The organism is Rhizobium sp. No.120 (assembly GCF_054558365.1).
Genome location: NZ_BAAJNQ010000011.1, coordinates 83,752 through 108,327, shown reverse-complemented (window position 1 = coordinate 108,327; position 24,576 = coordinate 83,752). Strand labels below are relative to the sequence as shown.

Here is a 24,576-nt window from a genome sequence, read left to right as displayed (position 1 = left end):
CCGGCCAAAAACAGTCCGAAAGCAACCAAATTCGCATTCTTTTTGCCAGTTATTTCGTTAAACCTTCTGCTACTGTCGTCAAAATTCGAAAATCGGGAGGAATTTCATGGCGCCCAAGACCAATCCTAAACGGGAAAAACAGATCGAAGCGGCACGCAAAATTGCGGCGGCAACGGGCGAAGCGCATCTTGATCCCGAAACCCTGTTCGGCCGGGCGAGCAATGACGACATGGAGCTTTACAGCCCGGAAATGCTGGCACTTGCCGCGGCGCACGCCGCGAAGGAACTGGCAGCCTGGAGCGGCACGTCTCCCCGCGTCAGCATCGAGCAGGTCGCCGGCATCGAGCCCGATGGTATTGCCGTTTCGATTCTTTCGATCACCGACCACAACATGCCCTTCCTCTACGAATCGATCATGGGTGAAGTGACGAGCAGTTACCGCGATCTTCAAATGGCGGTGCATCCGATCCTGGTCATCGAGAAGGGCAAGCAGCCGAGCCTCTATTCAGCCGATTACCCGAGCGATCCGGCCCATCGTGTCAGCCATATCCAGCTGCATATCTCGCCGCTGACGACAGCGCAGGCGACCGATCTGACCAAGCGGGTACAGACCGTACTCGACCAGACGCATCTTGCCGTTTCCGACTGGAAGCCGATGCTGTCGCGCCTCGAGACCGTGATATCGGAGCTTTCAACCTATGAGGCGGCCGGCCGCCGCAAGAATGATCGCGACGAGGCGCTTGCCTTCCTTGCCTGGCTACGCGACGGTAATTTCACCTTCCTCGGCATGCGAGAATATGTCTATTCGGGCAAGGGCGCCGACGCCAAGGTTGAGCGCGATCGAGGCACCGGCCTCGGCATTCTCTCCAATCCGGACGTTCGCGTCCTTCGCCAGGGCAAGGACGCGGTTACGACGACGCCGGAAATCCTCGCTTTCCTTGACGGTCCGGATTTCCTGATCGTCACCAAGGCCAACGTCAAATCGATCGTCCACCGCCGCGCCTATATGGATTATGTCGGCGTCAAACGCTTCGACGCTGATGGCAAGGTGACGGGCGAGCTGCGCATCGTCGGCCTCTTCACATCGACGGCTTATACGAGCTCTGCCACCGACGTACCGTTGCTGCGCTCGAAGGTGCAAAAGGTCAAGGATCACTTCGGCTTCGATCCGACGAGCCACTCGGGTCGTGCGCTCGAAAACACGCTGGAATCCTATCCCCGCGACGACCTCTTCCAGATCGACACTTCGCTGCTGGCAAGCTTCGCCGAGCAGATCAACGACCTGACCGACCGGCCGCGCGTGCGTGTACTGCCGCGTATCGACCATTTCGACCGCTTCGTTTCGGTGATCGTCTATGTCCCACGCGAGGAATATGATTCCGTTGTCCGCGAGAAGATCGGCAACTACCTGAAAACCATTTATGACGGCCGTGTCTCCGCCTACTATCCAGCCTTCCCGGAGGGCGGCGTAGCACGCGTCCACTTCATCATCGGCCGCAGCGCCGGCAAGACACCGCATATTCCGCAAGCCAAGCTTGAAGAAGCGATCCGCGCCATAACAGCCCGCTGGGACGAACGCTTCGCCATGCTGGCAGGCCCAAAAGCGCCGAGCATTTCAGTCAGCCAGGCTTTCCAGGAAGCCTTCTCGCCGGAAGACGCCTTTGCCGATCTGCCCGATATCATTGCCACGGCGGGCACCGAGCCGATCCGCATCGGCTTCTATATTCGCAAGGATGAAGCGGGTGACATTCTCTCGTTGAAGATCTTTCATGGAGGCGGCAACCTGGCGCTGTCGCGCCGCGTACCGCTGCTCGAAAATCTTGGTTTCAACGTCCTCAGCGAGCGCACCTTCGATATCTATGTCACGGGCAAAGACGGCTTGACCGGTCATGTCGTGCTCCACGACATGGAGCTCGAAACTCGCAGCGGTCTGACGATCGATCTCGCCCGCCACGGCGCCGCGCTGGAAGAAGCCTTCCTTGCTGCCTTCGGCGGCACGATCGACAATGACGCTTTCAACCGGCTGATCGTTTCCGCCGATCTCTCAGCCCGCGAAACCAACGTATTGCGCGCCTATTCCCGCTATCTGCGCCAGGCCGGCATTGCCTATTCGCAGGACTATATTGCTTCCACCCTGGATAAATATCCGGGGATCGCCGCTTCGCTTTTTAGCCTCTTTCACGACACGCTCGATCCGAAGCTCAGCGACAAGAACCGCACCAAGAAGCTCGTCGATCTGCATGCTGCCATCGAAACGAAGCTTGCCGACGTACCGAGCCTCGACGACGACCGCATCCTGCGTCGCTACGTCAACGCCATCGACGCGACGCTGCGCACCAATTACTTTCAGAAGAATGCAGACGGCACGCCCAAGGCTATGCTGGCCTTCAAGCTCGATCCGAAGCTGCTCGACGGCCTGCCCGAACCCCGGCCCTTCCGTGAAATCTTCGTCTATGGTGTCGAAGTGGAAGGCGTCCACCTGCGCTTCGGCAAGGTGGCGCGCGGTGGGTTGCGCTGGTCGGATCGCGCCGAGGACTATCGCACCGAAGTGCTGGGCCTCGTAAAGGCGCAACAGGTCAAGAATGCCGTTATCGTCCCCGTCGGCGCCAAGGGTGGCTTCTATCCGAAGAAGCTTCCGGTCGGCGGCAGCCGCGACGAGATCTTCAACGCCGGGCGCGAGGCCTACAAGACCTATATCCGCACGCTGCTGTCGATCACCGACAATATCTCCGGCGCCGATATCATCCCGCCTGCCGACACCGTGCGGCTCGATGGTGACGACCCCTATTTCGTCGTTGCCGCCGACAAGGGAACGGCGACCTTCTCCGACACTGCCAATGCATTGGCACAGGAAGCCGGCTTCTGGCTGGACGATGCCTTTGCGTCAGGCGGCTCGGCCGGCTACGACCACAAGAAGATGGGCATCACCGCCCGCGGCGCCTGGGAAACCGTGAAGCGGCATTTCCGCGAAATGGACATCGATATCCAGACGACGCCCTTCAATGTGGTCGGCGTCGGCGATATGTCCGGTGACGTCTTCGGCAACGGCATGCTGCTGTCGCCGAAAATCCGCCTGCTCGCCGCCTTCGACCACCGCGATATCTTCATCGATCCCGATCCGGATATGGACAAGACGCTCGCCGAGCGGCAGCGGCTCTTCAACCTGCCGCGTTCGAGTTGGCAGGATTTCGACAAGTCCGTCCTGTCGAAGGGCGCGATGATCATCTCCCGTTCGGCAAAATCGGTCACGCTGACGCCGGAAGCCGTTGCCGCCATTGGCATCGACAAGTCGGTCGCAACCCCCTTCGAGATCATGACGGCGATCCTCAAGGCGCCCGTCGACCTCTTGTGGTTCGGCGGCATCGGCACCTACGTCAAGGCGCCTTCGGAAACGGATTCGGAAGTCGGCGACCGCGCCAACGATCCGATCCGCATCACGGCCGACGAAGTCCGCGCTAGGGTGATCGGTGAAGGCGCCAATCTCGGTGTCACCCAGAAGGGGCGCATCGCCTATGGCCTCAAGGGCGGGCGCTGCAACTCCGATGCCATCGACAATTCCGCCGGGGTCAACACCTCCGACGTCGAGGTCAACATCAAGATCGCGCTTGCCAACGCCATGCATGACGGCCGGCTGACCCGCGCCAAGCGCGACACACTGCTCGCCTCCATGACCGATGAGGTGGCAGCGCTCGTCCTGCGCAACAACTATCTGCAATCCCTGGCGATCTCGCTGACCGAGCGCAAGAGCACCGGCAATGGCCTGGAACTCAGCCGGTTCATGAGCGTGCTGGAAGCCGCCAAGCAGCTCAACCGCAAGGTCGAGACCCTGCCCGACGATCAGACTTTCGCCGAGCGTTACGCCAATGGGCGGCCGCTCACGCGCGCCGAAATCGGCGTGTTGCTCTCCTATGCCAAGATCGTGCTCTTCGACGCGCTTGTCGCCAGCGACCTGCCTGACGATCCCTATTTTGCAGCCACGCTCAACCACTATTTCCCCGCCAAGATGCAGCGTTCGAATGCCACGGATATCGAAAGCCATCGCTTGCGCCGCGAGATCATCGGCACGGCGCTCGCCAATGAAGCGATCAACCGTGGCGGTCCGGGCTTTGCCGTCAGCATGATGGACGCGACGGCGGCATCGGCGGCCGAGGTGGTCAAGGCCGCCGTCATCGCCCGCGACGGCTTCGATCTCGACCGGCTCTGGAACGAGACGGATGCGCTTGATGGTAAGGTGGGCGGCCAGATGCAGAATCGCGTCTATGGCGAGATCACCGAAGTCTATACCGTGCTGACGCGCCTGCTGTTGAAGACCGGGGCGGCCAAGGGCGAAATCGAGGAAACCGTTAGCCGGCTTCGCGCAGCTCTGAAGAAACTGCGACCTGTCTTCCTGACGCATATTCCAGCGGATTTCGCAGCCGAGATTGCGGCTCGCGAAACGGAATACTTGGCTGCCGGCCTGCCGGAGAAGCTCGCTTCGGAGATTGCCACGATCTACGCGCTTGTCCTCGTGCCGGAGATCATGCAGATCGCCGAACGAACCGGCGATACGCTGAACCGGGCGGCCGAAAGCTACTTCACGGTGTCGCAAACCTTCCGCGTCGGCCGCCTGCTGCTTGCCGGCAGCCGGATCGTCACCGGCGACCACTATGAGAGCCTCGCCTTGGCACGCAGCCTTGACCAGATCGCCAGCGCCCGCCGGGACATCGTCATCTCCGCATTGTCCAATCATCCGAAGGACAAGCAGCCGGTTCAGGCCTGGCATGCGGAAGACCGAATCCGCATCAATCGCATCGCCGAAGAGCTCGGCGGCCTCAGCGAAAGCGGCGATCCCAACCTCGCCCGCATCACCGTCGCCGCCGGCCTGCTCGCCGATCTTGCGAACGGCCGGGCAAGGTGACACAGTCCGCCCCGACCCGGCGAACGGGTGAGGGAATGAGGGCTGGATCTGGTGGCAACCGAAATTGTTGAAAATGACGTGCCGGCTAAAGTGTCGGCACGCGGCATCTGGGGCTGGATGTTCTTCGACTGGGCGGCCCAACCCTTCTTCACGGTCGTCACCACCTTCATCTTCGGCCCCTATTTCGTCGCGCGGCTGACGGCCGATCCCGTCTCCGCCCAGACGACATGGAGCAATATGGCGACGATCTCCTCGTTGATCATCGCCATCCTCTCGCCGGTCCTCGGCTCGATCGCCGATCAATCCGGCGCCCGTAAGCCTTGGATCGCCTTCTTCGCCGTCATCAAGATCGTCAGCCTTTTTTGCCTCTGGGGCGCAGCCCCCGGATCGCCAGTCATCTATCCGGTGATCTTCATGATCCTCGCTTCGATCTCGGCCGAATTCTCGATCGTCTTCAACGATTCGATGATGCCACGGCTGGTCGGTAAGGACGATATCGGCAGGCTGTCGAACGCCGCCTGGGGGCTCGGCTATCTCGGCGGCATGATCGTGCTGATCACTGTTGTGGTACTGCTCGCCGGCAACCCGCAGACCGGCAAGACCATTCTCGGCTTAACCCCGCTCTTCGGCCTCGACGCTATGCTGGGCGAGGATGCGCGTATCACCGGGCCGATCTCGGCCGTGTGGTATTTCATCTTCATTCTGCCGATGTTCCTCTTCACGCCGGATGCAGCTCGGGGCCTGCCGCTTGGCGCTGCGGTGCGTTCAGGCTTACGCGAGCTATCGACCACGCTTGGCGAACTGAAGCGCCGGCGCGGCATCAGCCTCTTCCTTATTGCCCGCATGATCTATCAGGATGGCGTCAATGGCTTGCTGATCCTCGGCGGTACCTTTGCGGCCGGCATGTTCGGCTGGGCCACGATCGAAATCGGCATATACGGCATCATCCTCAACGTCATCGCCATCTTCGGCTGCTTTGCCGCCGGCTATGTCGATCGCTGGCTGGGCTCGAAGACGACCGTTATCATCAGCCTGACGCTGCTGCTTTTCGCCACCTTCGGCATCCTCTCGACCGGCCCTGGATTCACGCTCTTCGGCCTCGTACCGCTACCGACAGTCAGCTCCGGCGGTCTGTTCGGCACCGCGGCGGAAAAAGCCTATATCGGCTACGGCCTGCTGATCGGTATCGCTTTCGGGCCTGTGCAGGCCTCTTCGCGCTCTTATCTCGCCCGCAGCGTCACCCTCTCGGAGGCCGGCCGCTATTTCGGCATCTACGCGCTGTCTGGCCGCGCCACCAGCTTCATGGCAACGCTGTTTTTCTCACTGGTGACCTATTGGAGCGGCTCTGCCCGCCTCGGCATGGCGACGCTTGTCATCTTCCTCGCCGGTGGCCTGCTGCTTCTGTTGCCGACGCCCTATCCGGCCGACAAGGCTAAGTAGGCAAAAAAAATCCCGGTTGGCAAACCAACCGGGATATACGTTTTATAAATCTGGTATATCCGCCGATCAATGGCGGAAATGGCGAATGCCGGTAAAGACCATCGCGACATTGTGCTCGTTGGCCGCGTCGATCACTTCCTGGTCGCGCATCGAACCGCCGGGCTGGATGACGGCCGTGGCGCCTGCGGCAATCGCCGAAAGCAAACCGTCGGCAAACGGCAGGAAGGCTTCGGAAGCGACGGCGGAACCCCGCGTCAGCGGCTCTGCAAGCCCCATGGCCTTGGCGGCTTCCTCGGCCTTGATGGCGGCGATCCGGGCGGAATCGACACGGCTCATCTGTCCGGCGCCGATACCGGCCGTCTGGCCATCCTTGGCGTAAACGACGGCATTCGACTTCACATGCTTGGCGACGCGGAAGGCGAACTTCATGTCCTCAAGCTCCTGCGCCGTCGGCGCGCGCTTGGTCACGACCTTGAGCTCCATGTCCTCGACCAGCGCGTTGTCGCGGTTCTGAACCAGCAGCCCGCCGGAGACGGTTTTGGCGGTCAGGCCAGCGGCGCGCGGATCGGGCAGGGCGCCGACCGAGAGCAAGCGGAGATTCGGCTTGCGAGCGATGATCGCCTTGGCTTCCTCGCTCACTTCGGGCGCAATGATGACCTCGGTGAAGAGCTTGACGATCTCTTCGGCCGTTTCTGCATCAAGCAGGCTATTCAGCGCGATGATGCCGCCGAAGGCAGAGGTGGAATCGCAGGCAAGCGCGCGCTTATAGGCTTCCACCAGGCTCGGGCCTGTAGCAACGCCGCAGGGATTGGCGTGCTTGATGATCGCACAGGCAGGTCCCTTTTCCGGCAGGAACTCGGCAACGAGCTCATAGGCGGCGTCGGTGTCATTGATGTTGTTGTAGGACAGCTGCTTGCCCTGAATGAGCATCGCCGTCGAGACGCCGGGGCGGTTTTCGCCGGTCAGGTAGAAAGCCGCCTTCTGGTGCGGGTTCTCGCCATAACGCATCTCCTCGCGCAGAACGCCGCCGATGACGCGGTGGCGCGGCGTGGCGATATCGAGCGCTTCGGCAAACCAGTTGGAGATCATCGCATCATAGGCAGCAGTACGGGCAAAGGCCTTCGCGGCCATGCGCTTGCGGAAATCATAGCTCGTATGGCCGGCGTCGGCGGAAAGCTGCGCCAGCAGTTCGGCGTAATCGGCGGGATCGGTCAGCGTCGTTACATAGGCATGGTTCTTGGCCGAAGCGCGGATCATTGCCGGACCGCCGATGTCGATATTCTCCACCGTCGTCGGATAGTCGCCGCCAGCCTTGCGCACGTCCTCGAAGGGATAGAGGTTGATGACGGCAAGATCGATACCTTCGATGCCATGTTCCTTCATCGCAGCCTGATGCTCGGCATCGTCACGGATGGCGAGCAAGCCACCATGCACCTTCGGATGCAGCGTCTTGACGCGGCCGTCCATGATCTCCGGAAAATTCGTCACTTCCGAGACGTCGGTCACCGCGAGGCCCGCGGCAGCAATTGCCTTGTGCGTGCCGCCGGTCGACAGCAGGCGCACGCCCTGCTCGCTCAGCGCACGCGCCAGCTCGACGATGCCGGTCTTGTCGAAAACGGACAGAAGCGCGGTTTTCACCTTCACCTTGTCGGGAGCAGGAATTTTCTTGGAAACGACGGCCATGGGCTTTCTCCGGTCTAGCATAGGGAGATGTGGCGTCCGGCAGAAGGTGCGGGACGGATAATGCCGCCCCGTTAGCATAGGTCACGCGCTTAGCCTATGGCCGATGCGATAAAAACCAGCGGATTTCCGGCTTTTCGGTGATCCGGAAGACGATCTCGAGCTGATCGGAGGAGCGCATGCCCGAGGGATCGGCAAAGAAGATATCCTCCGCCACAAGTACCTCGTTGCCGGGCGAGGAGAAGACCCATGTCTCTCCATTCGGAGCGATCAACAGCGCGGCATCCGTCTCGGTCTGCAGCAGGCTGATGGAGGGGTGAATGTGAAAGCGGGCCGAAGCGATGCCCTCACCCTTCGGTTGATGCTTCTTGCCCTCCGGCACGAAGAACCGGTCGCGGCCGGCGACGATCGTGCCGCTGGCATTCAGACTGATCTCGCGCTCATGAACATAGCCGAAGGCGGAGAGATAGCCGTCATGCGCGGCACGCACATAATCGCGTCCGTCTTCCGTCTCGGCGCGCTCGACGATGACCTTCTTGACGCCGCTGACCATGATCGGTCCAAGCGATTTCGACTTGGAAAACTGGCAGGAGGAGGTGTCGTTGAGCGTGACGGTCGAATGCGCCGCGGTCGCCCGCGCCGCCTGCATGAAGCGATCTCCCGCAAATTCGGGCGCGCCGGAATTGATGATGAAGCGTGTCTTGCCCGACGACATCTCGAAGGAGAGACAGCCGGCATGCGCCGTGCGGCTGAGATCAGTCGAGGCTGCAGCCCCAGTATCGATGATGACGACGGCCGAGCCGGCGGCCAAACGATGATATTTCGTGTGCGGCAGTGCCTTGAAGGCTTGACCGGCCGTCTCGTCATAGCGCAGCACCGACATCAGCTCGTTGGCGAGTGTCGATGTCGCACCGTTGAACAGCGCCAGATCGCCATCCTGATGGCGGAAGAAACGCAGTGCCGGATACATGCGGTCGATGCCAGGAATGAGCCGGATCGGTACATCATGGCCGAGATTGACATAGGTCTGGCGCAGCGGCAGCAGATCGAGCAGCAGCTCGAGCGATGCCCGCGGATTGCGCGAGATATGGCCGCCATCCTGCAGGATTTGCCGGTCGATCTCGCGGTCGAGTGCCTGCCCTGCCCGTTTCAGCGTCAGCGAGCTGGTCGGCATGGCGACCGAAGCCATGGCAAGCGCGATGCGCACACGAAACCTTGTGATGCCGTCGGGCGACGACGCAACGATCCGCCGCAGAAAGCGCACATGGAAAACAAGCATGCGCATGAAACGGCGGTAGAAACCACTATCCGTACCCTGCAAAAGCACGGGCGAATGCGACAGAAGCGCGATCAGCCGCTGCGCCGCTATATCGGGTGACCAGGCAAGACCATGCAGCCGGCGGCCGTGAACGGCAATCCAGTCGGTAAGGATCGATCGCGCCATGGCCGAGGCTTGATCGCTCTTCTCCGCCCGTAAATGCCGCAGCCAGCGGAAATTATGTAGCCGGGCGGCAAAGGCCAACGACGGCAATTCGAGCGAGAAGGGTGATGCGCCTTGGGTTTCCAGAACGCGCCCGGCCAGCAGGATGCGGCCGTTCAGAAGTTCTTCCACGAAAAAGGGATCGACACTGCGCAGATCTGTCGGTGCCACGATCAGACGTTCCGGCACACGCATCGTGTGGCGGGTGAGACGCAATCGCGTCAACGCCGCGCGGCGCGACATCCGCCGCCATGCTTCCCGCATGTATGAACTCACAAAACCCTGCCGCAGAACTGCATATGTGCTTCTGCTTACTCTCATTAGCCGTGGTTAAAAAGAGGTTACAAATATATCAATTAGAGACACATTTGCCGGCTTTTTTACCGCCCGGTAAAAACGATCCGAACTGGGAGCTAATGCGTGCGGCGAAGCACGACAGCAAAGAAGCCGTCGAGGCCGGACGCAAACCCATCGGCAAGCGGCAGCATGTCCGGCGTGGTGCGGAAGGCTCCTAGCGGTGAAATCGCCGTTTCCAGACCCGGCCAATCGCCCGCTGCGATTGGGACGCGTTCGACATTTTCCGTGTCGGCTAGCAGGCGTGCGACCAGATCCTCGCCCTCTTCCGGATCGAGCGAGCAGTTGGAAAACACCACCACGCCGCCCGGCTTGACCAATGTCAGGGCGTGGCGAAGCAGGCGTTCCTGCAGGGCGGCGAGCTTGGCGATATCTTCCGGCCCCTTGGTCCAAAGCACGTCCGGATGGCGGCGCGTCGTTCCCGTGGAGGAGCAGGGGGCATCGAGAAGAGCCGCATCGAAAAGTTCGTTGGGTTGATATTTGCTCATATCGGCAACGACGGTTTCTGCTTCGAAGCCTAGACGCGCCAGATTACCGGACAGCCTCTTCAGGCGATTGGCGGATTGATCGAGAGCCGTGACCTTAGCGCCGGCGAGAATGAGCTGCGCCGTCTTGCCGCCAGGTGCCGCGCAGAGATCGACGACCCGCTTGCCGGTCAATGGGCCGAAAAGCTTGGCCGGAATGCTGGCGGCGGCATCCTGAACCCACCACTCGCCCTCATCGAAGCCTTCCAGTGAAGGAATGGACCCTTCGAACGCGGCAAGCCGCACGCCGCCGGTCGGCAACACGGTGCCGTTCAACCGCTTCGCCCAGCCTTCGGGATCGGATTTCACGGTGAGATCGATAGCGGCCGGCTCGAGCTGCGTGTCAGAAATTTTGCGCGCGGCCGGCGCGCCATAGGCAGCCTCGAGGCGGGAAAGGAACCAGGCGGGCATGGCCGGTACCTTCACGACCTGCTCGAGAATCTCCTGCTTCTCGCGACCGATGCGGCGGAGAATGGCGTTGACCAGCTTGGCGAAGCGGCGATTGCGAGGATCGCGGTTGGCCTGTTCGACAGCAAGATCGACAGCGGAATGGTCCGGTACGTCGAGATAGAGGATCTGCGTCGCGCCGACGACGAGCACATGATGCAGCGCGCGTGCGCCATCCGGCAGCGGCGAATCGAGCAGCGATGAGATCGCCGCCTCGATGCGCGGCAGGTGCCTAAGTGCGCTGTTCAGAATGGCCCGTACCAGCGCACGGTCGCCATCACTGAGCGTCGTATAGGCGGCGCTGCCGCCTTCGGCGTCGAGCATGCCGTCGAGTGAGGTCTTGCGGTCGAGCACGGCTCCCAGGATCTTCGACGCCGCTGCGCGAGCCGCGAGGCCCGGCTTCGGCGGTGACGTATCAGTCTGTCGAGCTGGCTGCGGCCGTTTGCCCGATCGTTTTCCGTCTTTGTTGGAAGCTTTGTTTTTCGTATCAGAACTCAAGACCAGGGACCCTTCGGCGGTTGCGAACCACCGCGACCCGTATTCGGCACGGAGCGCGATTTGCGCCCCGGATTACCAGTGAAGGACGGTCCCGTCGAGCCAAAGCCGGAAGATGAGCCGGAAGACGGTGTCATCGGCGAGCCACCGCCGCCACCGAAACGGGCCATGTTATGCAGCGCGGCGATGCGGTTTTCCGTGTTTGGATGGGTGGAAAACAGATTGTCCATGCGCTCGCCGGAGAGCGGATTGATGATGAACATATGCGCCGTCGCCGGATGACCTTCGGCTTCTTCGTTCGGAATATGCGCCGCACCGCGGGCGATCTTGCCGAGCGCGGAGGCGAGCCACAGCGGATTGCCGCAGATTTCCGCGCCGCGGCGGTCGGCCGAATATTCGCGCGTCCGGCTGATCGCCATCTGCACCAGCATGGCGGCCAGGGGAGCGACAATCATCGCTACGAGAACGCCGACCATGCCGAGCGGGTTGTTATTGTCGCGACGCCCGCCGAAGAAGAAGGCGAAATTGCCGAGCATGGAAATGGCACCGGCAAGCGTCGCCGTGATCGTCATGGTCAGCGTGTCGCGGTTCTGCACGTGGGCAAGCTCATGCGCCATCACGCCGGCCACTTCCTCCGGCGTCAGCGCGTGCAGCAGGCCGGTGGAAGCGGCAACGGCGGCATTTTCCGGATTGCGGCCCGTGGCAAAGGCGTTCGGCTGCGGGCTGTCATAGAGATAAACCTTCGGCATCGGCAGGCCGGCATTGCGGGCGAGATCGCGAACGATGCGGTAGAATTCCGGAGCACTGCGCTCATCCACCTCCTGCGCACCATAGGTTGACAGCACCATTCGGTCCGAATTCCAGTAGGAAAAGAAATTCATGCCGGCAGCGGCGACCAATGCGATCAGCATGCCCGATTGACCGCCGATCAGATAGCCGACGCCCATGAACAAAGCGGTCATGAAGGCAAGCAGCATGGCAGTACGCATGAGATTCATCGAAAGGTCTCCAACACATCTGTCGTCCAAACCTTTCTCTTTGCGGCCGGACGCACTATGATTTGGCTATTCCTCCGCCTAATTCAACGGTTCCGGACCGATCCAGATCATGCAGACAGCCGATAACGACAATAAACTCGACATCGAAACCGGTGAAATTACGCGCAAGCCGCTCTCACCTGCGGCTAAGCGCGCGCTCGCCGAAGCCGAGGAGCGCCGCAAGGCGCAGGAAGCTCAAGCACAGGCCGAACTTCCACCCGAAATCGGCGGCCGCGGCGGCGCCGATCCCGCTCGCTTCGGCGATTGGGAGATCAATGGGCGGGCGATCGATTTTTGAGAGATAGAGCCGAGATATCTCAAGCCCGGCGCATTTCAGATGCGCGACGTAGAGTAAGCCTCGAACTTTCGAAATATACCTTGAAAAGCGCCGTCCCCGGGGGGGGACGGCGCCTTGAAATATCCAGCCAAAATCAAGCCGCATCCGCCTTGTTCTGCCTGTTGGCGATCAGATCGTCGACGACAGCCGGATCGGCAAGCGTCGAGGTATCGCCAAGCGCGCCGAAATCGTCTTCGGCGATCTTGCGCAGGATGCGGCGCATGATCTTGCCGGAACGGGTCTTCGGCAGGCCGGGTGTGAACTGGATCTTGTCCGGTGAGGCGATCGGGCCGATTTCGGCGCGGACATGCTTTATCAGTTCCTGTCGCAGCGCTTCTGTGCCTTCCAACCCGACCATCAGCGTGACGTAGCAATAGATGCCCTGGCCCTTGATGGAATGCGGATAGCCGACGACGGCGGCTTCCGATACATGCTTGTGCGACACCAGGGCAGATTCCACCTCCGCCGTGCCGAGACGGTGGCCAGAGACATTGAGCACGTCATCGACGCGGCCGGTGATCCAGTAATAGCCGTCCTCGTCGCGGCGGCAGCCGTCGCCGGTGAAGTACTTGCCTTTGTAGGTGGAAAAGTAGGTCTGGATGAAGCGCTCATGGTCGCCATAGACGGTGCGCATCTGGCCCGGCCAGCTGTCAGTGATGACGAGATTGCCGTCGGCCGCCCCTTCCAGCACATTGCCCTCATTGTCGACCAACTGCGGCTGCACGCCGAAGAAGGGCAGCGTCGCCGAACCGGCCTTCAGATCGGTCGCGCCTGGAAGCGGCGTGATCATGTGGCCGCCGGTTTCTGTCTGCCACCATGTATCGACGATCGGGCAGCGGCTGTCGCCGACCACCTTGTAATACCATTCCCAAGCTTCCGGATTGATGGGTTCACCGACCGTGCCGAGGATGCGCAGGCTGGATCGCGAGGCGCGTTTGACGAAATGGTCGCCGGCTCCCATCAGCGAGCGGATCGCGGTCGGCGCGGTATAGAAGATGTTGACCTTGTGCTTGTCGATGACATCCCAGAAGCGGCCCTGATCCGGGTAGTTCGGCACGCCTTCGAACATCAGCGAGGTCGCTGCATTGGCGAGCGGTCCGTAGACGATATAGGAATGCCCGGTCACCCAGCCGACATCGGCCGTGCACCAGTAGATATCGCCGGGGTGATAGTCGAACACATATTCATGCGTCATCGCCGCATAGACGAGGTAGCCCGCCGTCGTGTGCAGCACGCCCTTCGGCTTGCCGGTGGAACCCGACGTATAAAGAATGAAGAGAGGGTCTTCCGCCTTCATTTTCGCCGGTGGGCAATCCGCCTTCACCTTGGCGATTTCCTCGTGATACCACACATCGCGGCCGGGCTCCCAGGCGACCTTGCCGCCGGTGCGGCGTACGGCGATCACGGTCTTGACCGCAACCTGCTGCTTGGCGGCAATCTGAACAGCCTTATCGGTGTTTTCCTTCAGCGGGATCGACTTGCCGCCGCGAACACCTTCATCGCAGGTAATGACGACGCTCGAGGCGCAGTCGACGATGCGGCCGGCAAGCGCTTCCGGCGAGAAGCCACCGAAGACGACCGAATGCACTGCGCCGATGCGCGCGCAGGCGAGCATCGCATAGGCCGCTTCCGGGATCATCGGCATGTAGATGGTGACGCGGTCGCCCTTCTTGACGCCATGCTTCTTCAGCACGTTCGCCAGGCGGCAGACCTGCTCGTAGAGTTCGTTATAGGTGATCTTCTTGTCGATATAGGGATTGTCGCCTTCCCAAATGAAGGCGACGCGATCGCCATGCTTCTTCAGATGGCGGTCAATGCAATTATAGGAAACGTTGGTGACGCCATCCTCGAACCACTTGATCGAGACCTTGCCGGTGAACGACGTGTTCTTCACTTTGGTAAAGGGCTTGAACCAGTCGATCCGCTTACCGTGCTTGCCCCAGAACTTGTCGGGATCCTGAACACTCTGCTCATACCATTTCTGGTATTTCGCCTTGTCGATCAAAGCATGAGCCTTGGCCGCCTTCGTCACAGGATGAACCTTCTCCGACATACTTTCCTCCTCAGCTCCCTTGCACTCCGATTTATCGTTGTGAGTGCTCTTTCCGCGCAATAAATAGCAGGTCAAACTACGACAGCAATTAGACAAAGTGCATTTCATGCGCAAAGAATTGCAATTCCGCGACACTATCGTTATATAGGGCCGTATTTCCCGGACAATGTGGTGTTACACCCCGGACCGCGACACCGGCGCGGACTGACAGAAGGACTATATCCATGGCTCAACAATTGCTCATGCCGAAGGCAACCGCCATCTGGCTTGTCGACAATACAGCCTTGTCATTCGACCAGATCGCGCAGTTCTGCAAGCTGCATCCGCTCGAAGTGAAGGCTATTGCCGATGGCGAAGCAGCACAGGGCATCAAGGGCCTCGATCCGATCTCGACCGGCCAGCTGACGCGCGATGAAATCGCTCGCGCCGAAGCCAACCCGAACCACAAGCTAAAGCTTTCCGAGCCGAAGGTCCGCGTGCCGGAATCCAAGCGCCGTGGCCCGCGTTACACGCCGGTCTCCAAGCGTCAGGATCGCCCGAACGCTATCCTGTGGCTGGTGCGCAACCATCCGGAACTGAAGGATGCGCAGATTTCCCGCCTCGTCGGCACCACCAAGTCGACCATTGAGCAGATCCGTGATCGCACGCATTGGAACGCAGCCAATCTGACGCCGATGGATCCGGTCACGCTCGGCCTCTGCAGCCAGATCGACCTCGACATGGAAGTGGAAAAGGCCTCTAAGGGCCGTCCGCTGCCGACCGCCGCCGAGCTCGGCGCAACCCTGCAGCCGGCTCAGGAAACCGAAAAGCTCGGCTTCAGCTATGAGCGTGAAGAAGAGAAGGAAAAGGAAATCGACGCCGATGCCGTTTTCGCCAAGCTGAAGTCGCTGAAGTCGACCAGCCGCGACGACGAGGACGACGACCAGTTCTGAGATCGGACGATCGGATTTTCGCAAAGCCCCGGTTTTCGACCGGGGCTTTTTGCGGCGCAACGGTTGCCATTGGCCTAAGTGCGGGGTAATCCAATATCATGAAAAGCTTTCCCGACACCCTTCTGAACGGTTATCGCAACTTTATGAGCGGGCGTTACGCCGATGAGCGCGAACGCTATCGCACTCTGGCGGAGCTCGGCCAAAGCCCGTCGACTCTCGTGATCGCCTGTAGCGACTCCCGCTCGGCGCCGGAGATCATCTTCGATGCCGGACCTGGAGAACTCTTCGTCATCCGTAACGTCGCCAATATGGTGCCGCCTTATGAGCCGGACAGCAATTTCCATGCGACTTCGGCGGCGCTCGAATTCGCGGTTTTGTCGCTGAAAGTGTCGGATATCGTCGTCATGGGACATGGCCGCTGCGGGGGCATCCGCGCCGCGCTCGATCCAAATGCCGAACCACTGTCGCCAGGCGATTTCATCGGCCGATGGATGGCGTTGCTGAAGCCGGCCGCCGAACAGATCCAGAGCAACGACATCATGACGCAGACCGAACGTCAGACGGCTCTGGAGCGCATCTCGATCCGCAATTCGCTCGACAATCTCCGCAGTTTTCCGGAGATCAGGGCGCGTGAGGAAGAGGGCAAGCTTAGTCTTCACGGCGCCTGGTTCGATATTTCGACCGGCGAGCTCTGGGTCATGGACCCGGCGACGCGCGATTTCATCCGCCCCGAGGTTTAAGGGCCCGGGTGCCTGCCAGGACGCCAGACGAATCAAACGAAAAAGGCGCTGCTGACCATCTGGTCGCAGCGCCTTTTTTTGATTCATGAGATCAGGCTTACTTGCCGTCGATCTGCTGGCCGATATAGGCGATCGCCTGCTGATAGACCTTTGCGTCGTTCCAGCCGGCAATGGCGGAGAAATTCGGCTCGCCGGGCTGATAGCCGGCACCGGGCTGCCAGCCATGGCCGCGCAGGAAATTGGCGGTCGAGGCCAGCGCATCCGCGCGCGATCCCACAAGATCGACCCTGCCATCACCGTCCTCGTCGACGCCGTAGAGGACCACGTTCTTCGGCATGAACTGCGTCTGGCCGATTTCGCCGTGAGCTGCACCACGCGCCGCCGGGTTGAGATAGCCTTCGCCGACGAGCTTGAGGGCGGCGTAGAGCTGCTCGGTAAAGAATGCGGAACGACGGCAATCATAAGCCAGCGTCGAGACCGCCGAAAGCGTGTGCTGGTCGCCCAGATAGCTGCCGAAGCCGGTTTCCATGCCCCAGATGGCAATGATCGGGCCCGGGGGAACGCCGAAACGCTTCTGGATCTTGGCAAAGAGCGCGGCATTGGCCTGCTTCATGCTCTTGCCGCGATTGATGATCGTCTGGCCGCCGCGCTTCTTCATGAATTCCTCGAAGGAAAGCTTGAAGCTCTTCTGGCCGCGGTCGGCGCGAATGGTGGGCTGGTTGTAATGAACGTTGGCGAAGGCCCTGTCGAGGGTGGAAGGACTTACCCCCTGTCCCTGCGCTTCCCGCTTGAATTCCTGCACCCAGTTCTCGAATCCGGCGGAAGTGTTGCCGCAAGAAGCGGCATTTGCCGCAAGCGGCATTCCCAGCAGCAACCCGCCCGCCACGAGAGCTGCCATTCCAGACTTTGTGAAGCGCATTCAGTGTCCCCGAATTCTTACCGCGATGCGAACGCGGTAACCGTTTTCAATAGCGCGCAAACCCTTGAAAGTCAGGGGATCACGCGCGTTCAGTCGCCACCGGACCATGCCAGTATCCGGTTATCATGTCATCATATTTTAGCGAGTGATGTTTTCGTTTCATGTGAAACATCGCCGCCAAAATCATTCAAAAAAGCCCCGCCGTTCATCAAGATGGCGGGGCTTCCGTTCTATCCTGCTTACCCAATGAGGGTTGATAAACCGTAAATTGGTTTACAGATCCTTATGCAGCCTGCTTGCGCGGCTTGATCAGGCCGCGATTGACGAGCAATTCGGCGATCTGGATGGCATTGAGCGCGGCGCCCTTGCGCAGGTTGTCGGAGACGACCCACAGGTTGAGGCCGTTCTCGACGGTCGCGTCTTCGCGGATGCGCGAAATATAGGTAGCATCTTCGCCGGCGGATTCATACGGGGTGATGTAGCCGCCGTTCTCGCGCTTGTCGATGACGAGGCAGCCGGGCGCCTCGCGCAGGATGTCGCGCGCCTGGTCGGCGGTGATCTCGTTTTCGAACTCGATGTTGACCGATTCCGAATGGCCGATGAAGACGGGCACGCGGACAGCCGTGCAGGTGACCTTGATCTTCGGGTCGAGCATCTTCTTGGTCTCGGCCAGCACCTTCCATTCTTCCTTGGTGTAGCCATCTTCCATGAAGACATCGATATGCGGGATGACGTTGAAGGCGATGCGCTTGGTGAACTTCTTCGCCTCGATCGGATCGGCGACGAAGACGGCGCGGGTCTGGTTGAACAGCTCGTCCATGCCGTCCTTGCCGGCGCCGGAGACCGACTGGTAGGTCGAAACGACGACGCGCTTGATCTTGGCGAAGTCATGAAGCGGCTTCAGGGCGACGACGAGCTGCGCGGTCGAGCAATTCGGGTTGGCGATGATGTTGCGCTTGGTAAACTGCGTGACGGCATCCGGGTTTACTTCCGGCACGATCAGCGGCACGTCGGCGTCGTAACGCCAGGCGGAGGAGTTGTCGATGACGACGCAGCCCTGGGCGCCGATCTTCGGCGAGAACTTCTTCGAAACGTCGCCGCCGGCCGACATCAGGCAGATGTCGGTGTCGGAGAAATCGTAATTCTCCAGGTTGGAAACCTTCAGCGTCCGGTCGCCAAAGGAAACTTCGGTTCCCTGCGAGCGAGCCGATGCAAGCGCCACGACCTCATCGGCCGGGAAGCCGCGTTCGGCCAAGATATTGAGCATTTCGCGGCCGACATTCCCGGTCGCGCCCGCTACTGCAACTTTGAAACCCATTTCTCAAGCTCTCTTTCTCTTCTCTCCTCTTGGGCGAGGGGGGGAACCGCGGTCGTGACGACCGGTTCCTGTCCCCGGCCGGGCCGGGGAGAGAGCGGCAGGCCAGAGACGTCAGACGGTTTTCGTCGTCGTTTTGGCCTTGGTTTTGGAAGAAACCGGAAAATAGACATCCCGCCCGGCGCATTGCGCCAGGTGACTGAGGCTATCGAGCTGTTCGAAGCGAACCATGGAAGTCTTCCTTTTCCGTCGCCGGTTCTAAGATGTTTTCCACAGGAGTCAAGGATTTCCTCGCTTTCATCGATGCGGAAGCGAGGAAATCGAGCGTGCCGAAATGGGCCTTCACCACGTTCGAAGGCGTGCCGTTTCAGTATCAGCGGTTGGACTTGCGTGTGGTTTCAAACAGGAACCAGGTGCGGCGCTCGGTCTCGTCGATCCAGTTTTCCAGAAGGCTGGCTGTAGCGACATCGCCGTACTCGTCGCAGACGTCGTGGACAGCCCGCATTTCAGCAGAGAGCTTGAGATTGTCGTCCGCCAGCTCGGCAAGCATGTCCTGCGGATCGACATATTCGGCGTCATTGTCCGGAATGCGCTGCAGCTTGGCGATTTGACCGATCGACCGCAGGGTCGTTCCGCCGATCTTCCTGGCGCGTTCGGCCATGGGGTCGGTCATCGCGAAAATCTGCTCGCCCTGTTCGTCGAGAAGCAAGTGATAGTCGCGGAAATGCGGTCCGCTCATGTGCCAGTGAAAATTCTTGGTTTTGAGATAGAGGGCAAAGACATCTGCCAGCAAGGCGCTCAGGGCTGCGGAAATATCGCGCGTTGCCTCCTCGCTGAGATTGGTGCGCGTACCCAATTTCGATTTGGTATTGGCGGTATTCATAAAGACGTCCTCCGTTGTTGTTCACGACAGCGATCGCCGGCGGATCTTAGGGGAGTTCGATGACATCAGCTGCTGCGTGGGATCGCATTGAAGACAGGATCGTTTTGAAATCTCGCAGCCAAAATGCCGTTTTGCAGCGCGGCTGACTGCGATGCTTAAGCGGAAAACCCGAACATATCCATTAAATAGGAAAATGAGATGGTTTGGCAATTGCTTGCTAATGTATTGGCCAGGCGCGGGGTTGTGTCGCGCCCGGCAAACCGCCCTCCCTTCGGAGGGCAGTCTCGCGAATAGCGTCTACTTCAGACCACCACCGACATAGAGAGTTTCGCCGGTCACCCACGCGGCATCCTGCGAAGCGAGGAAGACGGCGACCGGGGCAATATCGGTCGGCTGGCCGAGACGGCCGAGAGGTGTCTGGGAGACAAGATGCTTTTCAAAATCGCTGCCGATGATACCTGCGGCAACGACGCCTTCGGTCTCGACGCCGCCCGGTGCCAGATTGTTGACCCGGATATTGCGTGAACCGAGTTCCTTGGCGAGGATCTTGGTAATGGAATCCACGGCGGCCTTGGTTGCCGTGTAGACGGAGGCAGTCGGCAGGTTCATGCTGACGGCGTTGGAGCCGATGTTGATCACACTGCCGCCCTCAGGGCCGAAATGTTTCACCGCCTCTTGCGTAGCCAGCAATGTGCCCAGGACGTTGATATTGAACTGGCGATGAAATTCCTGCTCGGCGAATTCCTCGATCGGGGCGAATTGATAGACGCCGGCATTGTTGACAAGGATATCGACGCGGCCGAAGGCCTGCTTAGCCTCGGCAAAGAGGTGCTTGACGTCTTCGGATTTGGAAACGTCGCCGTGGACGGCGAGCGCCTTGCCGCCCTTGGCAGTAATTTCGGCCACGATCCTGTCGGCGCCTTCGCGGCTCGATGCGTAATTGACGACAACGGCCGCGCCCGCTTCGCCCATTGCCTTGGCGATGCCGGCGCCGATGCCCTTGGATGCTCCGGTCACGATCGCGACCTTGCCTGTCAGTTTGCTCATGTCATTTTCCTTCGAAAAACTTAGACAATTTTACAATCATCGAATCATTTGGCGCATGCGACCCGAAAACCGATCGCACCGTCACTTTGATATTTAGATAATCATCTAATTGATGCAAGAGCCACAAGAAGAAATGCTGATGGCGTGTAAGGAAGCGTCAGATCTTGGAAAGTTCCGCCATATAGGCGTTCAGGGTATCGCGGCGTAACACGAGATTGGCGAATTTACCTTCTCGCTGGATCTCGATAAGACCGGCATTCTCCAGTTCCTTGATGTGATGCGACATCGTCGCGGCGCTGACGGCGTGGCACTCGTTCAGGAGACTGCAGGGCATGGGTTCGCTCCGTGTGCCGATCTCTTTCAAGATCTGCACGCGTCGCGGCTCGGCAAGTGCCCGGGAGATCAATCCCATCTGCCTTTCGCTCAAACGTATCGGCCCGGCATCCATGATGTTCATCGCAAACGAAATCGGGTTGACCGCCTTTGGCCGTCCCTGCCCTGCAGATATATGAATGTACGTAAGCCTTGGCAACCTTTGCGGTGCAGCCGCGATGGGCTCAAGAATCGGTCTCGCGCAGCCTGCTGCCTTTAAAAAGTGGCAAGCGCGGTGTCGGCCAGCCGGCGGCGTCGATGCGGAAAAGCAGGCCGTAGCGCGAATAGACGATGGCTACCATGAAGGAAAACCAGCCGCCGAGCGCCAGGCCAGCCATGACGTCGCTCGGATAATGGGCGCCGACCATCACGCGGGTAATCGCAAGCCATAGGGCGCAAGCGGCGAAGATATAGCGATAGCGCGGAAACAGGAAGGCAAGCGCCACGAAGAGGGCGCCGATGGTTGTGGCGTGGCCTGACGGGAAGCTCTCGAAGCTGGCCCGGCCGTTGAAGGGCGAGAAGCCGAAAGGACCCCAATCGGCAAAATGCGTCGGGCGGGCGCGGCCGATGGCGCGCTTCAGCAAATTGGCAAGGATGCCCGAAAACGCCACCGTCGTCAGGAGATAGCCGCCGATCTGACAGATGCGCAGTGCCTGACAGCGACAGCGCTGCGAATGCAACAGCTTGCTGCCTGCCCAACCTTCGAAAAACAGAAAGGCGCTGATGATAAGGATCCATCCGGAATCGCCGAAATCGGTCAACATTCCGCCGATGAAGCGAATGAAGGTCGGCATACTTGGGAGGGTGGCACCGACGGGCCAATCGAACAGGACAGCCGAGAGAAGGACGACATTGGCAGTCAAAAAAAGGCAGATTTTCCAGTGAGATGGTGCAAATGCAGCATTGCTCCGCCGCCAACGCCTGTCGAGAGACGTCAAGATCGCCTGCATAATGAGTGCCTATTGTCGATTTCCAATCAATTCGACAAATAACAGGCTGTTATTACAGTTTTTCTAATTTGCTAAAAATTAATGACGCGACCTGAAGCGGCGATCGTGCGTTTAGGTCGGGAAGCCTATCCTGCTTGAAATGAAAAGCCCCGTTCCAGCGAAGAACGAGGCTTTCGTGTTTCACGTGAAATATATACCAGGCGATCTACCCGGTTTAGGCCGTCAAAGCCTTGAACTCGGCAAGGATGGCGTCGCCCATTTCTGCTGTGCCGACCTGGCGGCTGCCAGGCGACATGATGTCACCGGTGCGGATGCCACTGTCGAGCACGTTGGCGATCGCCTTTTCCAGCGCATCGGCTTCCGCGACGAGGCCGAAGGAGTAACGCAGGCACATGGCGAAGGAAGCAATCATCGCGATCGGGTTGGCAATGCCCTTGCCGGCGATATCGGGGGCCGAGCCATGTACCGGCTCGTAGAGCGCCTTGCGCTTGCCGGTCTTGGCATCGGGGGCGCCGAGCGAAGCCGACGGTAGCATGCCGAGCGAACCGGTCAGCATAGCGGCGACATCGGACAGCATGTCGCCGAACAGGTTGTCCGTCACGATGACGTCGAACTGCTTCGGCTGGCGCACGAGCTGCATGCCGCCGGCGTCGGCGAGCATATGCTCAAGCTGCACGTCGGCATATTTTTCCTTATGCGTCGCGGTGACGACCTGGTTCCAGAGCACGCCGGACTTCATGACGTTGCGCTTTTCCATCGAGCAGACGCGGTTGCTGCGGGTACGCGCCAGTTCGAAGGCGACGCCAGCAATGCGCTCGATCTCGTAGGTGTCGTAGACCTGGGTGTCTATGCCGCGCTTCTGGCCGTTTCCGAGGTCGATGATTTCCTTCGGCTCGCCGAAATAGACGCCGCCGGTGAGCTCGCGCACGATCAGGATGTCCAGACCCTCGACCAGTTCCGGCTTCAGCGATGAGGCCGATGCCAGCGCCGGGTAGCAGATGGCCGGGCGCAGGTTGGCGAAGAGTTGCAGATCCTTGCGCAGCCGCAGGAGGCCGGCTTCCGGGCGCACTTCGTAAGGTACGCTATCCCACTTTGGGCCGCCGACGGCGCCAAAAAGCACGGCGTCAGCCGCAAGCGCCTTTGCCATGTCTCCTTCGGAAATGGCGGCACCATGCGCATCATAAGCGCAGCCGCCGACAAGGCCTTCATCGGTGACGAAGCCGGCATTCTTCGACTCGTTCATGTAGGCGATGATCTTGCGAACTTCGCCCATGGCTTCAGGGCCGATGCCGTCGCCCGGCAGGAGGAAAAGATTGCGCACTGTCATGAGGAAGCCTCCGCGAAAGAAAAAGTTGCGGGGTTTTTAGACTTCCAAATGCGGCTTTTCAAGCGAGGAAGGGGCCGAAACGGTACGGTTTTCGGGCTTTTGAATGCAGCTATCCGCCCTCACCCTTCGAGACGGCCTTGTAGGCCTCCTCAGGGTGAGGGCTACCTTCTTGCTCGGCCATCGCCGTTCCGATCCTTCGGCAGGCCCTGGATGAGGGTAGGCGAGTTATAAGCTGGGCGAGAGGACGAACCCTCATGGTTAGGAGACCCGAAGGCCGCCTCGAACCATGAGGGCGGGTGATTAATCCGCTTATTCAGCTAACCCGAGCGAAGCGAGGTAGGCAGCCGAAGCTGGGATCTTCGACTTGTCCTTGATCTCGATGATCAGGCGCGGATTGCTGTTAAGCTTGGCCAGGGCGGCAAAGACGGCGCGCCAGTGGATGCTGCCTTCGCCGAGGCTCCAGTGGCGGTCAGCATAGCCGTCAGCGTCCTGCAGGTGGACATGCTGCAGGCGGTTGCCGGCGGCATGGACGTAGTAGTCAACAGGCGGAGCACCCGTATAGCCGTGGGCGTAATGGGCATGGCCGGTGTCGATCGAAACGGCGACGGCGGGCGAATTGAAGCTGTCGGCGAGGCCGACGCGGATATGGGGATCCTTGTCCTCGATATTTTCGATGACCATGGTAAGCCCGATGTCTTCGGCGCGCTTGACGGCTTCTTTCAGCGTCAGATGCGTGTATTCGATGATCTTCTCGCGCTCGCCCTTGTTGTTATCGAGGTTGTTGTAGGACCACGACGTATAGGGGCTATGGATGACCATCTGCGTGGCGCCGATATTGGCGCAGACGTCGAGTGCCTGCAGCAGGCGCTTGGTGACGACGGCGCGGATATCCGGATCCTGCGAAGCGATGACGAAGCCCCAGAACGGGCCGTGGATGCCGAGGCGGCCCTGGTGGCCGTCGAGCAGCTTGCGGGCGCGCTCGGCAAGCGGAGCCCAATCGCCGTTGAGGATTTCGGCTTCGACGAAGCTCTGCAGCTCCAGGTCGCGCGGCTTTTCTAGCAACCAGTTGCGATGGATTTCGACGTCGTCAAGCGTCATGGCGGCGCCAACAATGGGAAGGGAGGTCATGGGGAGGCTCCATTGCGTGGAGAAGATTTAAGGGCGGGAGAAGAGGCCCGAAGGTCTCGGCACGCCTGTATGAACCCCCTTCTTGTCGATCATATTACAGCGGGTGGGAAAGATGGTGTCCCGTTTCCGGGATTTGCGTTTTCCGTTCCCGGGGGTGCCGCAGCCGCGGATAGTTCCCCCTCTCCGCAGTCGGCGGGTGTTTTGGCATGAAAAAAGCCG

19 protein-coding genes are annotated in these 24,576 nt (G+C 60.2%); 6 read left to right on the top strand and 13 right to left on the bottom strand.

Features of this window, described 5'->3' with window-relative positions:
• Positions 1–106: 106 nt before the first annotated feature.
• A complete protein-coding gene (locus ACYJRZ_RS24685) occupies positions 107–4,897 on the top strand; it encodes an NAD-glutamate dehydrogenase (RefSeq protein ID WP_459463471.1) in 4,791 nt (1,596 codons plus the stop codon).
• Between the two features lie 48 nt (positions 4,898–4,945).
• Positions 4,946–6,337, top strand: coding sequence for an MFS transporter (locus ACYJRZ_RS24680; protein ID WP_459463546.1), 1,392 nt, complete (start codon positions 4,946–4,948; stop codon positions 6,335–6,337).
• A gap of 66 nt (positions 6,338–6,403) precedes the next feature.
• Here the strand turns inward: ACYJRZ_RS24680 and purH are convergent, their stop codons facing one another.
• From purH to htpX, 4 genes are all read right to left on the bottom strand, one after another.
• Positions 6,404–8,020 (bottom strand): bifunctional phosphoribosylaminoimidazolecarboxamide formyltransferase/IMP cyclohydrolase, encoded by a 1,617-nt coding sequence (purH, locus tag ACYJRZ_RS24675; RefSeq protein WP_459463469.1) that lies wholly within the window; start codon positions 8,018–8,020, stop codon positions 6,404–6,406.
• Positions 8,021–8,114: 94 nt separating this feature from the next.
• Positions 8,115–9,818, bottom strand: a complete 1,704-nt coding sequence (locus ACYJRZ_RS24670) for a heparinase II/III family protein (protein ID WP_459463467.1) — start codon at positions 9,816–9,818, stop codon at positions 8,115–8,117.
• A 92-nt stretch (positions 9,819–9,910) separates the two neighbouring features.
• Complete coding sequence (locus ACYJRZ_RS24665) at positions 9,911–11,320, bottom strand: RsmB/NOP family class I SAM-dependent RNA methyltransferase (protein WP_459463466.1); 1,410 nt, start codon at positions 11,318–11,320, stop codon at positions 9,911–9,913.
• On the bottom strand, positions 11,317–12,315 hold the full coding sequence (htpX, locus tag ACYJRZ_RS24660) for a zinc metalloprotease HtpX (protein WP_459463465.1): 999 nt from the start codon (positions 12,313–12,315) through the stop codon (positions 11,317–11,319). The genes ACYJRZ_RS24665 and htpX overlap by 4 nt, the downstream gene beginning before the upstream one ends.
• Before the next feature lie 109 nt (positions 12,316–12,424).
• Here htpX and ACYJRZ_RS24655 point away from each other — a divergent pair, with 109 nt between their 5' ends.
• Positions 12,425–12,652, top strand: coding sequence for a DUF1674 domain-containing protein (locus tag ACYJRZ_RS24655; protein ID WP_459463463.1), 228 nt, complete (start codon positions 12,425–12,427; stop codon positions 12,650–12,652).
• 133 nt (positions 12,653–12,785) lie between these two features.
• Here ACYJRZ_RS24655 and acs read toward each other — a convergent pair whose 3' ends face one another.
• The gene (gene acs, locus ACYJRZ_RS24650) at positions 12,786–14,744 is read right to left on the bottom strand and encodes an acetate--CoA ligase (protein ID WP_459463461.1); all 1,959 of its coding nucleotides are present in this window, start codon (positions 14,742–14,744) and stop codon (positions 12,786–12,788) included.
• Positions 14,745–14,968: 224 nt separating this feature from the next.
• Between acs and ACYJRZ_RS24645 the strand changes: the two genes are divergently transcribed.
• Complete coding sequence (locus ACYJRZ_RS24645) at positions 14,969–15,676, top strand: DUF1013 domain-containing protein (RefSeq protein ID WP_106999610.1); 708 nt, start codon at positions 14,969–14,971, stop codon at positions 15,674–15,676.
• A gap of 98 nt (positions 15,677–15,774) precedes the next feature.
• On the top strand, positions 15,775–16,416 hold the full coding sequence (locus ACYJRZ_RS24640) for a carbonic anhydrase (RefSeq protein WP_459463459.1): 642 nt from the start codon (positions 15,775–15,777) through the stop codon (positions 16,414–16,416).
• Between the two features lie 97 nt (positions 16,417–16,513).
• Here the strand turns inward: ACYJRZ_RS24640 and ACYJRZ_RS24635 are convergent, their stop codons facing one another.
• The 5 genes from ACYJRZ_RS24635 to ACYJRZ_RS24615 form a co-directional block, all read right to left on the bottom strand.
• Positions 16,514–17,335, bottom strand: a complete 822-nt coding sequence (locus ACYJRZ_RS24635) for a lytic murein transglycosylase (RefSeq protein ID WP_459463457.1) — start codon at positions 17,333–17,335, stop codon at positions 16,514–16,516.
• Positions 17,336–17,618: 283 nt separating this feature from the next.
• The gene (locus ACYJRZ_RS24630) at positions 17,619–18,653 is read right to left on the bottom strand and encodes an aspartate-semialdehyde dehydrogenase (protein WP_069613887.1); all 1,035 of its coding nucleotides are present in this window, start codon (positions 18,651–18,653) and stop codon (positions 17,619–17,621) included.
• Between the two features lie 370 nt (positions 18,654–19,023).
• Positions 19,024–19,533: a Dps family protein gene (locus ACYJRZ_RS24625; protein ID WP_112338629.1), complete on the bottom strand. Its 510-nt coding sequence runs from the start codon at positions 19,531–19,533 to the stop codon at positions 19,024–19,026.
• Positions 19,534–19,830: 297 nt separating this feature from the next.
• A complete protein-coding gene (locus ACYJRZ_RS24620; RefSeq protein ID WP_459463454.1) occupies positions 19,831–20,580 on the bottom strand; it encodes an SDR family NAD(P)-dependent oxidoreductase in 750 nt (249 codons plus the stop codon).
• Between the two features lie 157 nt (positions 20,581–20,737).
• Positions 20,738–20,914, bottom strand: coding sequence for an ArsR/SmtB family transcription factor (locus ACYJRZ_RS24615; RefSeq protein WP_459463452.1), 177 nt, complete (start codon positions 20,912–20,914; stop codon positions 20,738–20,740).
• On the opposite strand from ACYJRZ_RS24615, the gene ACYJRZ_RS24610 reads away from it, so the two are divergent.
• Positions 20,913–21,092 carry a hypothetical protein gene (locus tag ACYJRZ_RS24610; RefSeq protein ID WP_459463450.1) on the top strand — a complete coding sequence of 60 codons (180 nt, stop codon included), beginning with the start codon at positions 20,913–20,915 and terminating at the stop codon, positions 21,090–21,092. The genes ACYJRZ_RS24615 and ACYJRZ_RS24610 overlap by 2 nt on opposite strands.
• Positions 21,093–21,137: 45 nt before the next feature.
• On the opposite strand, the gene lpxE is transcribed toward ACYJRZ_RS24610, so the two are convergent.
• From lpxE to ACYJRZ_RS24595, 3 genes are all read right to left on the bottom strand, one after another.
• Entirely contained in the window at positions 21,138–21,902 is a 765-nt protein-coding gene (gene lpxE, locus ACYJRZ_RS24605; RefSeq protein ID WP_459463448.1) for a lipid A 1-phosphatase LpxE, read from the bottom strand.
• Positions 21,903–22,116: 214 nt separating this feature from the next.
• Positions 22,117–23,229, bottom strand: a complete 1,113-nt coding sequence (gene leuB, locus ACYJRZ_RS24600) for a 3-isopropylmalate dehydrogenase (RefSeq protein WP_459463446.1) — start codon at positions 23,227–23,229, stop codon at positions 22,117–22,119.
• Between the two features lie 309 nt (positions 23,230–23,538).
• A complete protein-coding gene (locus ACYJRZ_RS24595; RefSeq protein ID WP_459463444.1) occupies positions 23,539–24,357 on the bottom strand; it encodes a sugar phosphate isomerase/epimerase family protein in 819 nt (272 codons plus the stop codon).
• Between the last annotated feature and the right edge of the window lie 219 nt (positions 24,358–24,576).

Coding starts and splice junctions, on each gene's coding strand:
- ACYJRZ_RS24685 (WP_459463471.1), top strand. CDS start 107: ATGGCGCCCAAGACCAATCCTAAACGGGAAAAACAGATCGAAGCGGCA.
- purH (WP_459463469.1), bottom strand. CDS start 8,020: ATGGCCGTCGTTTCCAAGAAAATTCCTGCTCCCGACAAGGTGAAGGTG.
- ACYJRZ_RS24670 (WP_459463467.1), bottom strand. CDS start 9,818: ATGAGAGTAAGCAGAAGCACATATGCAGTTCTGCGGCAGGGTTTTGTG.
- htpX (WP_459463465.1), bottom strand. CDS start 12,315: ATGAATCTCATGCGTACTGCCATGCTGCTTGCCTTCATGACCGCTTTG.
- ACYJRZ_RS24655 (WP_459463463.1), top strand. CDS start 12,425: ATGCAGACAGCCGATAACGACAATAAACTCGACATCGAAACCGGTGAA.
- acs (WP_459463461.1), bottom strand. CDS start 14,744: ATGTCGGAGAAGGTTCATCCTGTGACGAAGGCGGCCAAGGCTCATGCT.
- ACYJRZ_RS24645 (WP_106999610.1), top strand. CDS start 14,969: ATGGCTCAACAATTGCTCATGCCGAAGGCAACCGCCATCTGGCTTGTC.
- ACYJRZ_RS24640 (WP_459463459.1), top strand. CDS start 15,775: ATGAAAAGCTTTCCCGACACCCTTCTGAACGGTTATCGCAACTTTATG.
- ACYJRZ_RS24635 (WP_459463457.1), bottom strand. CDS start 17,335: ATGCGCTTCACAAAGTCTGGAATGGCAGCTCTCGTGGCGGGCGGGTTG.
- ACYJRZ_RS24630 (WP_069613887.1), bottom strand. CDS start 18,653: ATGGGTTTCAAAGTTGCAGTAGCGGGCGCGACCGGGAATGTCGGCCGC.
- ACYJRZ_RS24625 (WP_112338629.1), bottom strand. CDS start 19,533: ATGAATACCGCCAATACCAAATCGAAATTGGGTACGCGCACCAATCTC.
- ACYJRZ_RS24620 (WP_459463454.1), bottom strand. CDS start 20,580: ATGAGCAAACTGACAGGCAAGGTCGCGATCGTGACCGGAGCATCCAAG.
- ACYJRZ_RS24610 (WP_459463450.1), top strand. CDS start 20,913: ATGGGTTCGCTCCGTGTGCCGATCTCTTTCAAGATCTGCACGCGTCGC.
- ACYJRZ_RS24615 (WP_459463452.1), bottom strand. CDS start 20,914: ATGCCCTGCAGTCTCCTGAACGAGTGCCACGCCGTCAGCGCCGCGACG.
- lpxE (WP_459463448.1), bottom strand. CDS start 21,902: ATGCAGGCGATCTTGACGTCTCTCGACAGGCGTTGGCGGCGGAGCAAT.
- leuB (WP_459463446.1), bottom strand. CDS start 23,229: ATGACAGTGCGCAATCTTTTCCTCCTGCCGGGCGACGGCATCGGCCCT.
- ACYJRZ_RS24595 (WP_459463444.1), bottom strand. CDS start 24,357: ATGACCTCCCTTCCCATTGTTGGCGCCGCCATGACGCTTGACGACGTC.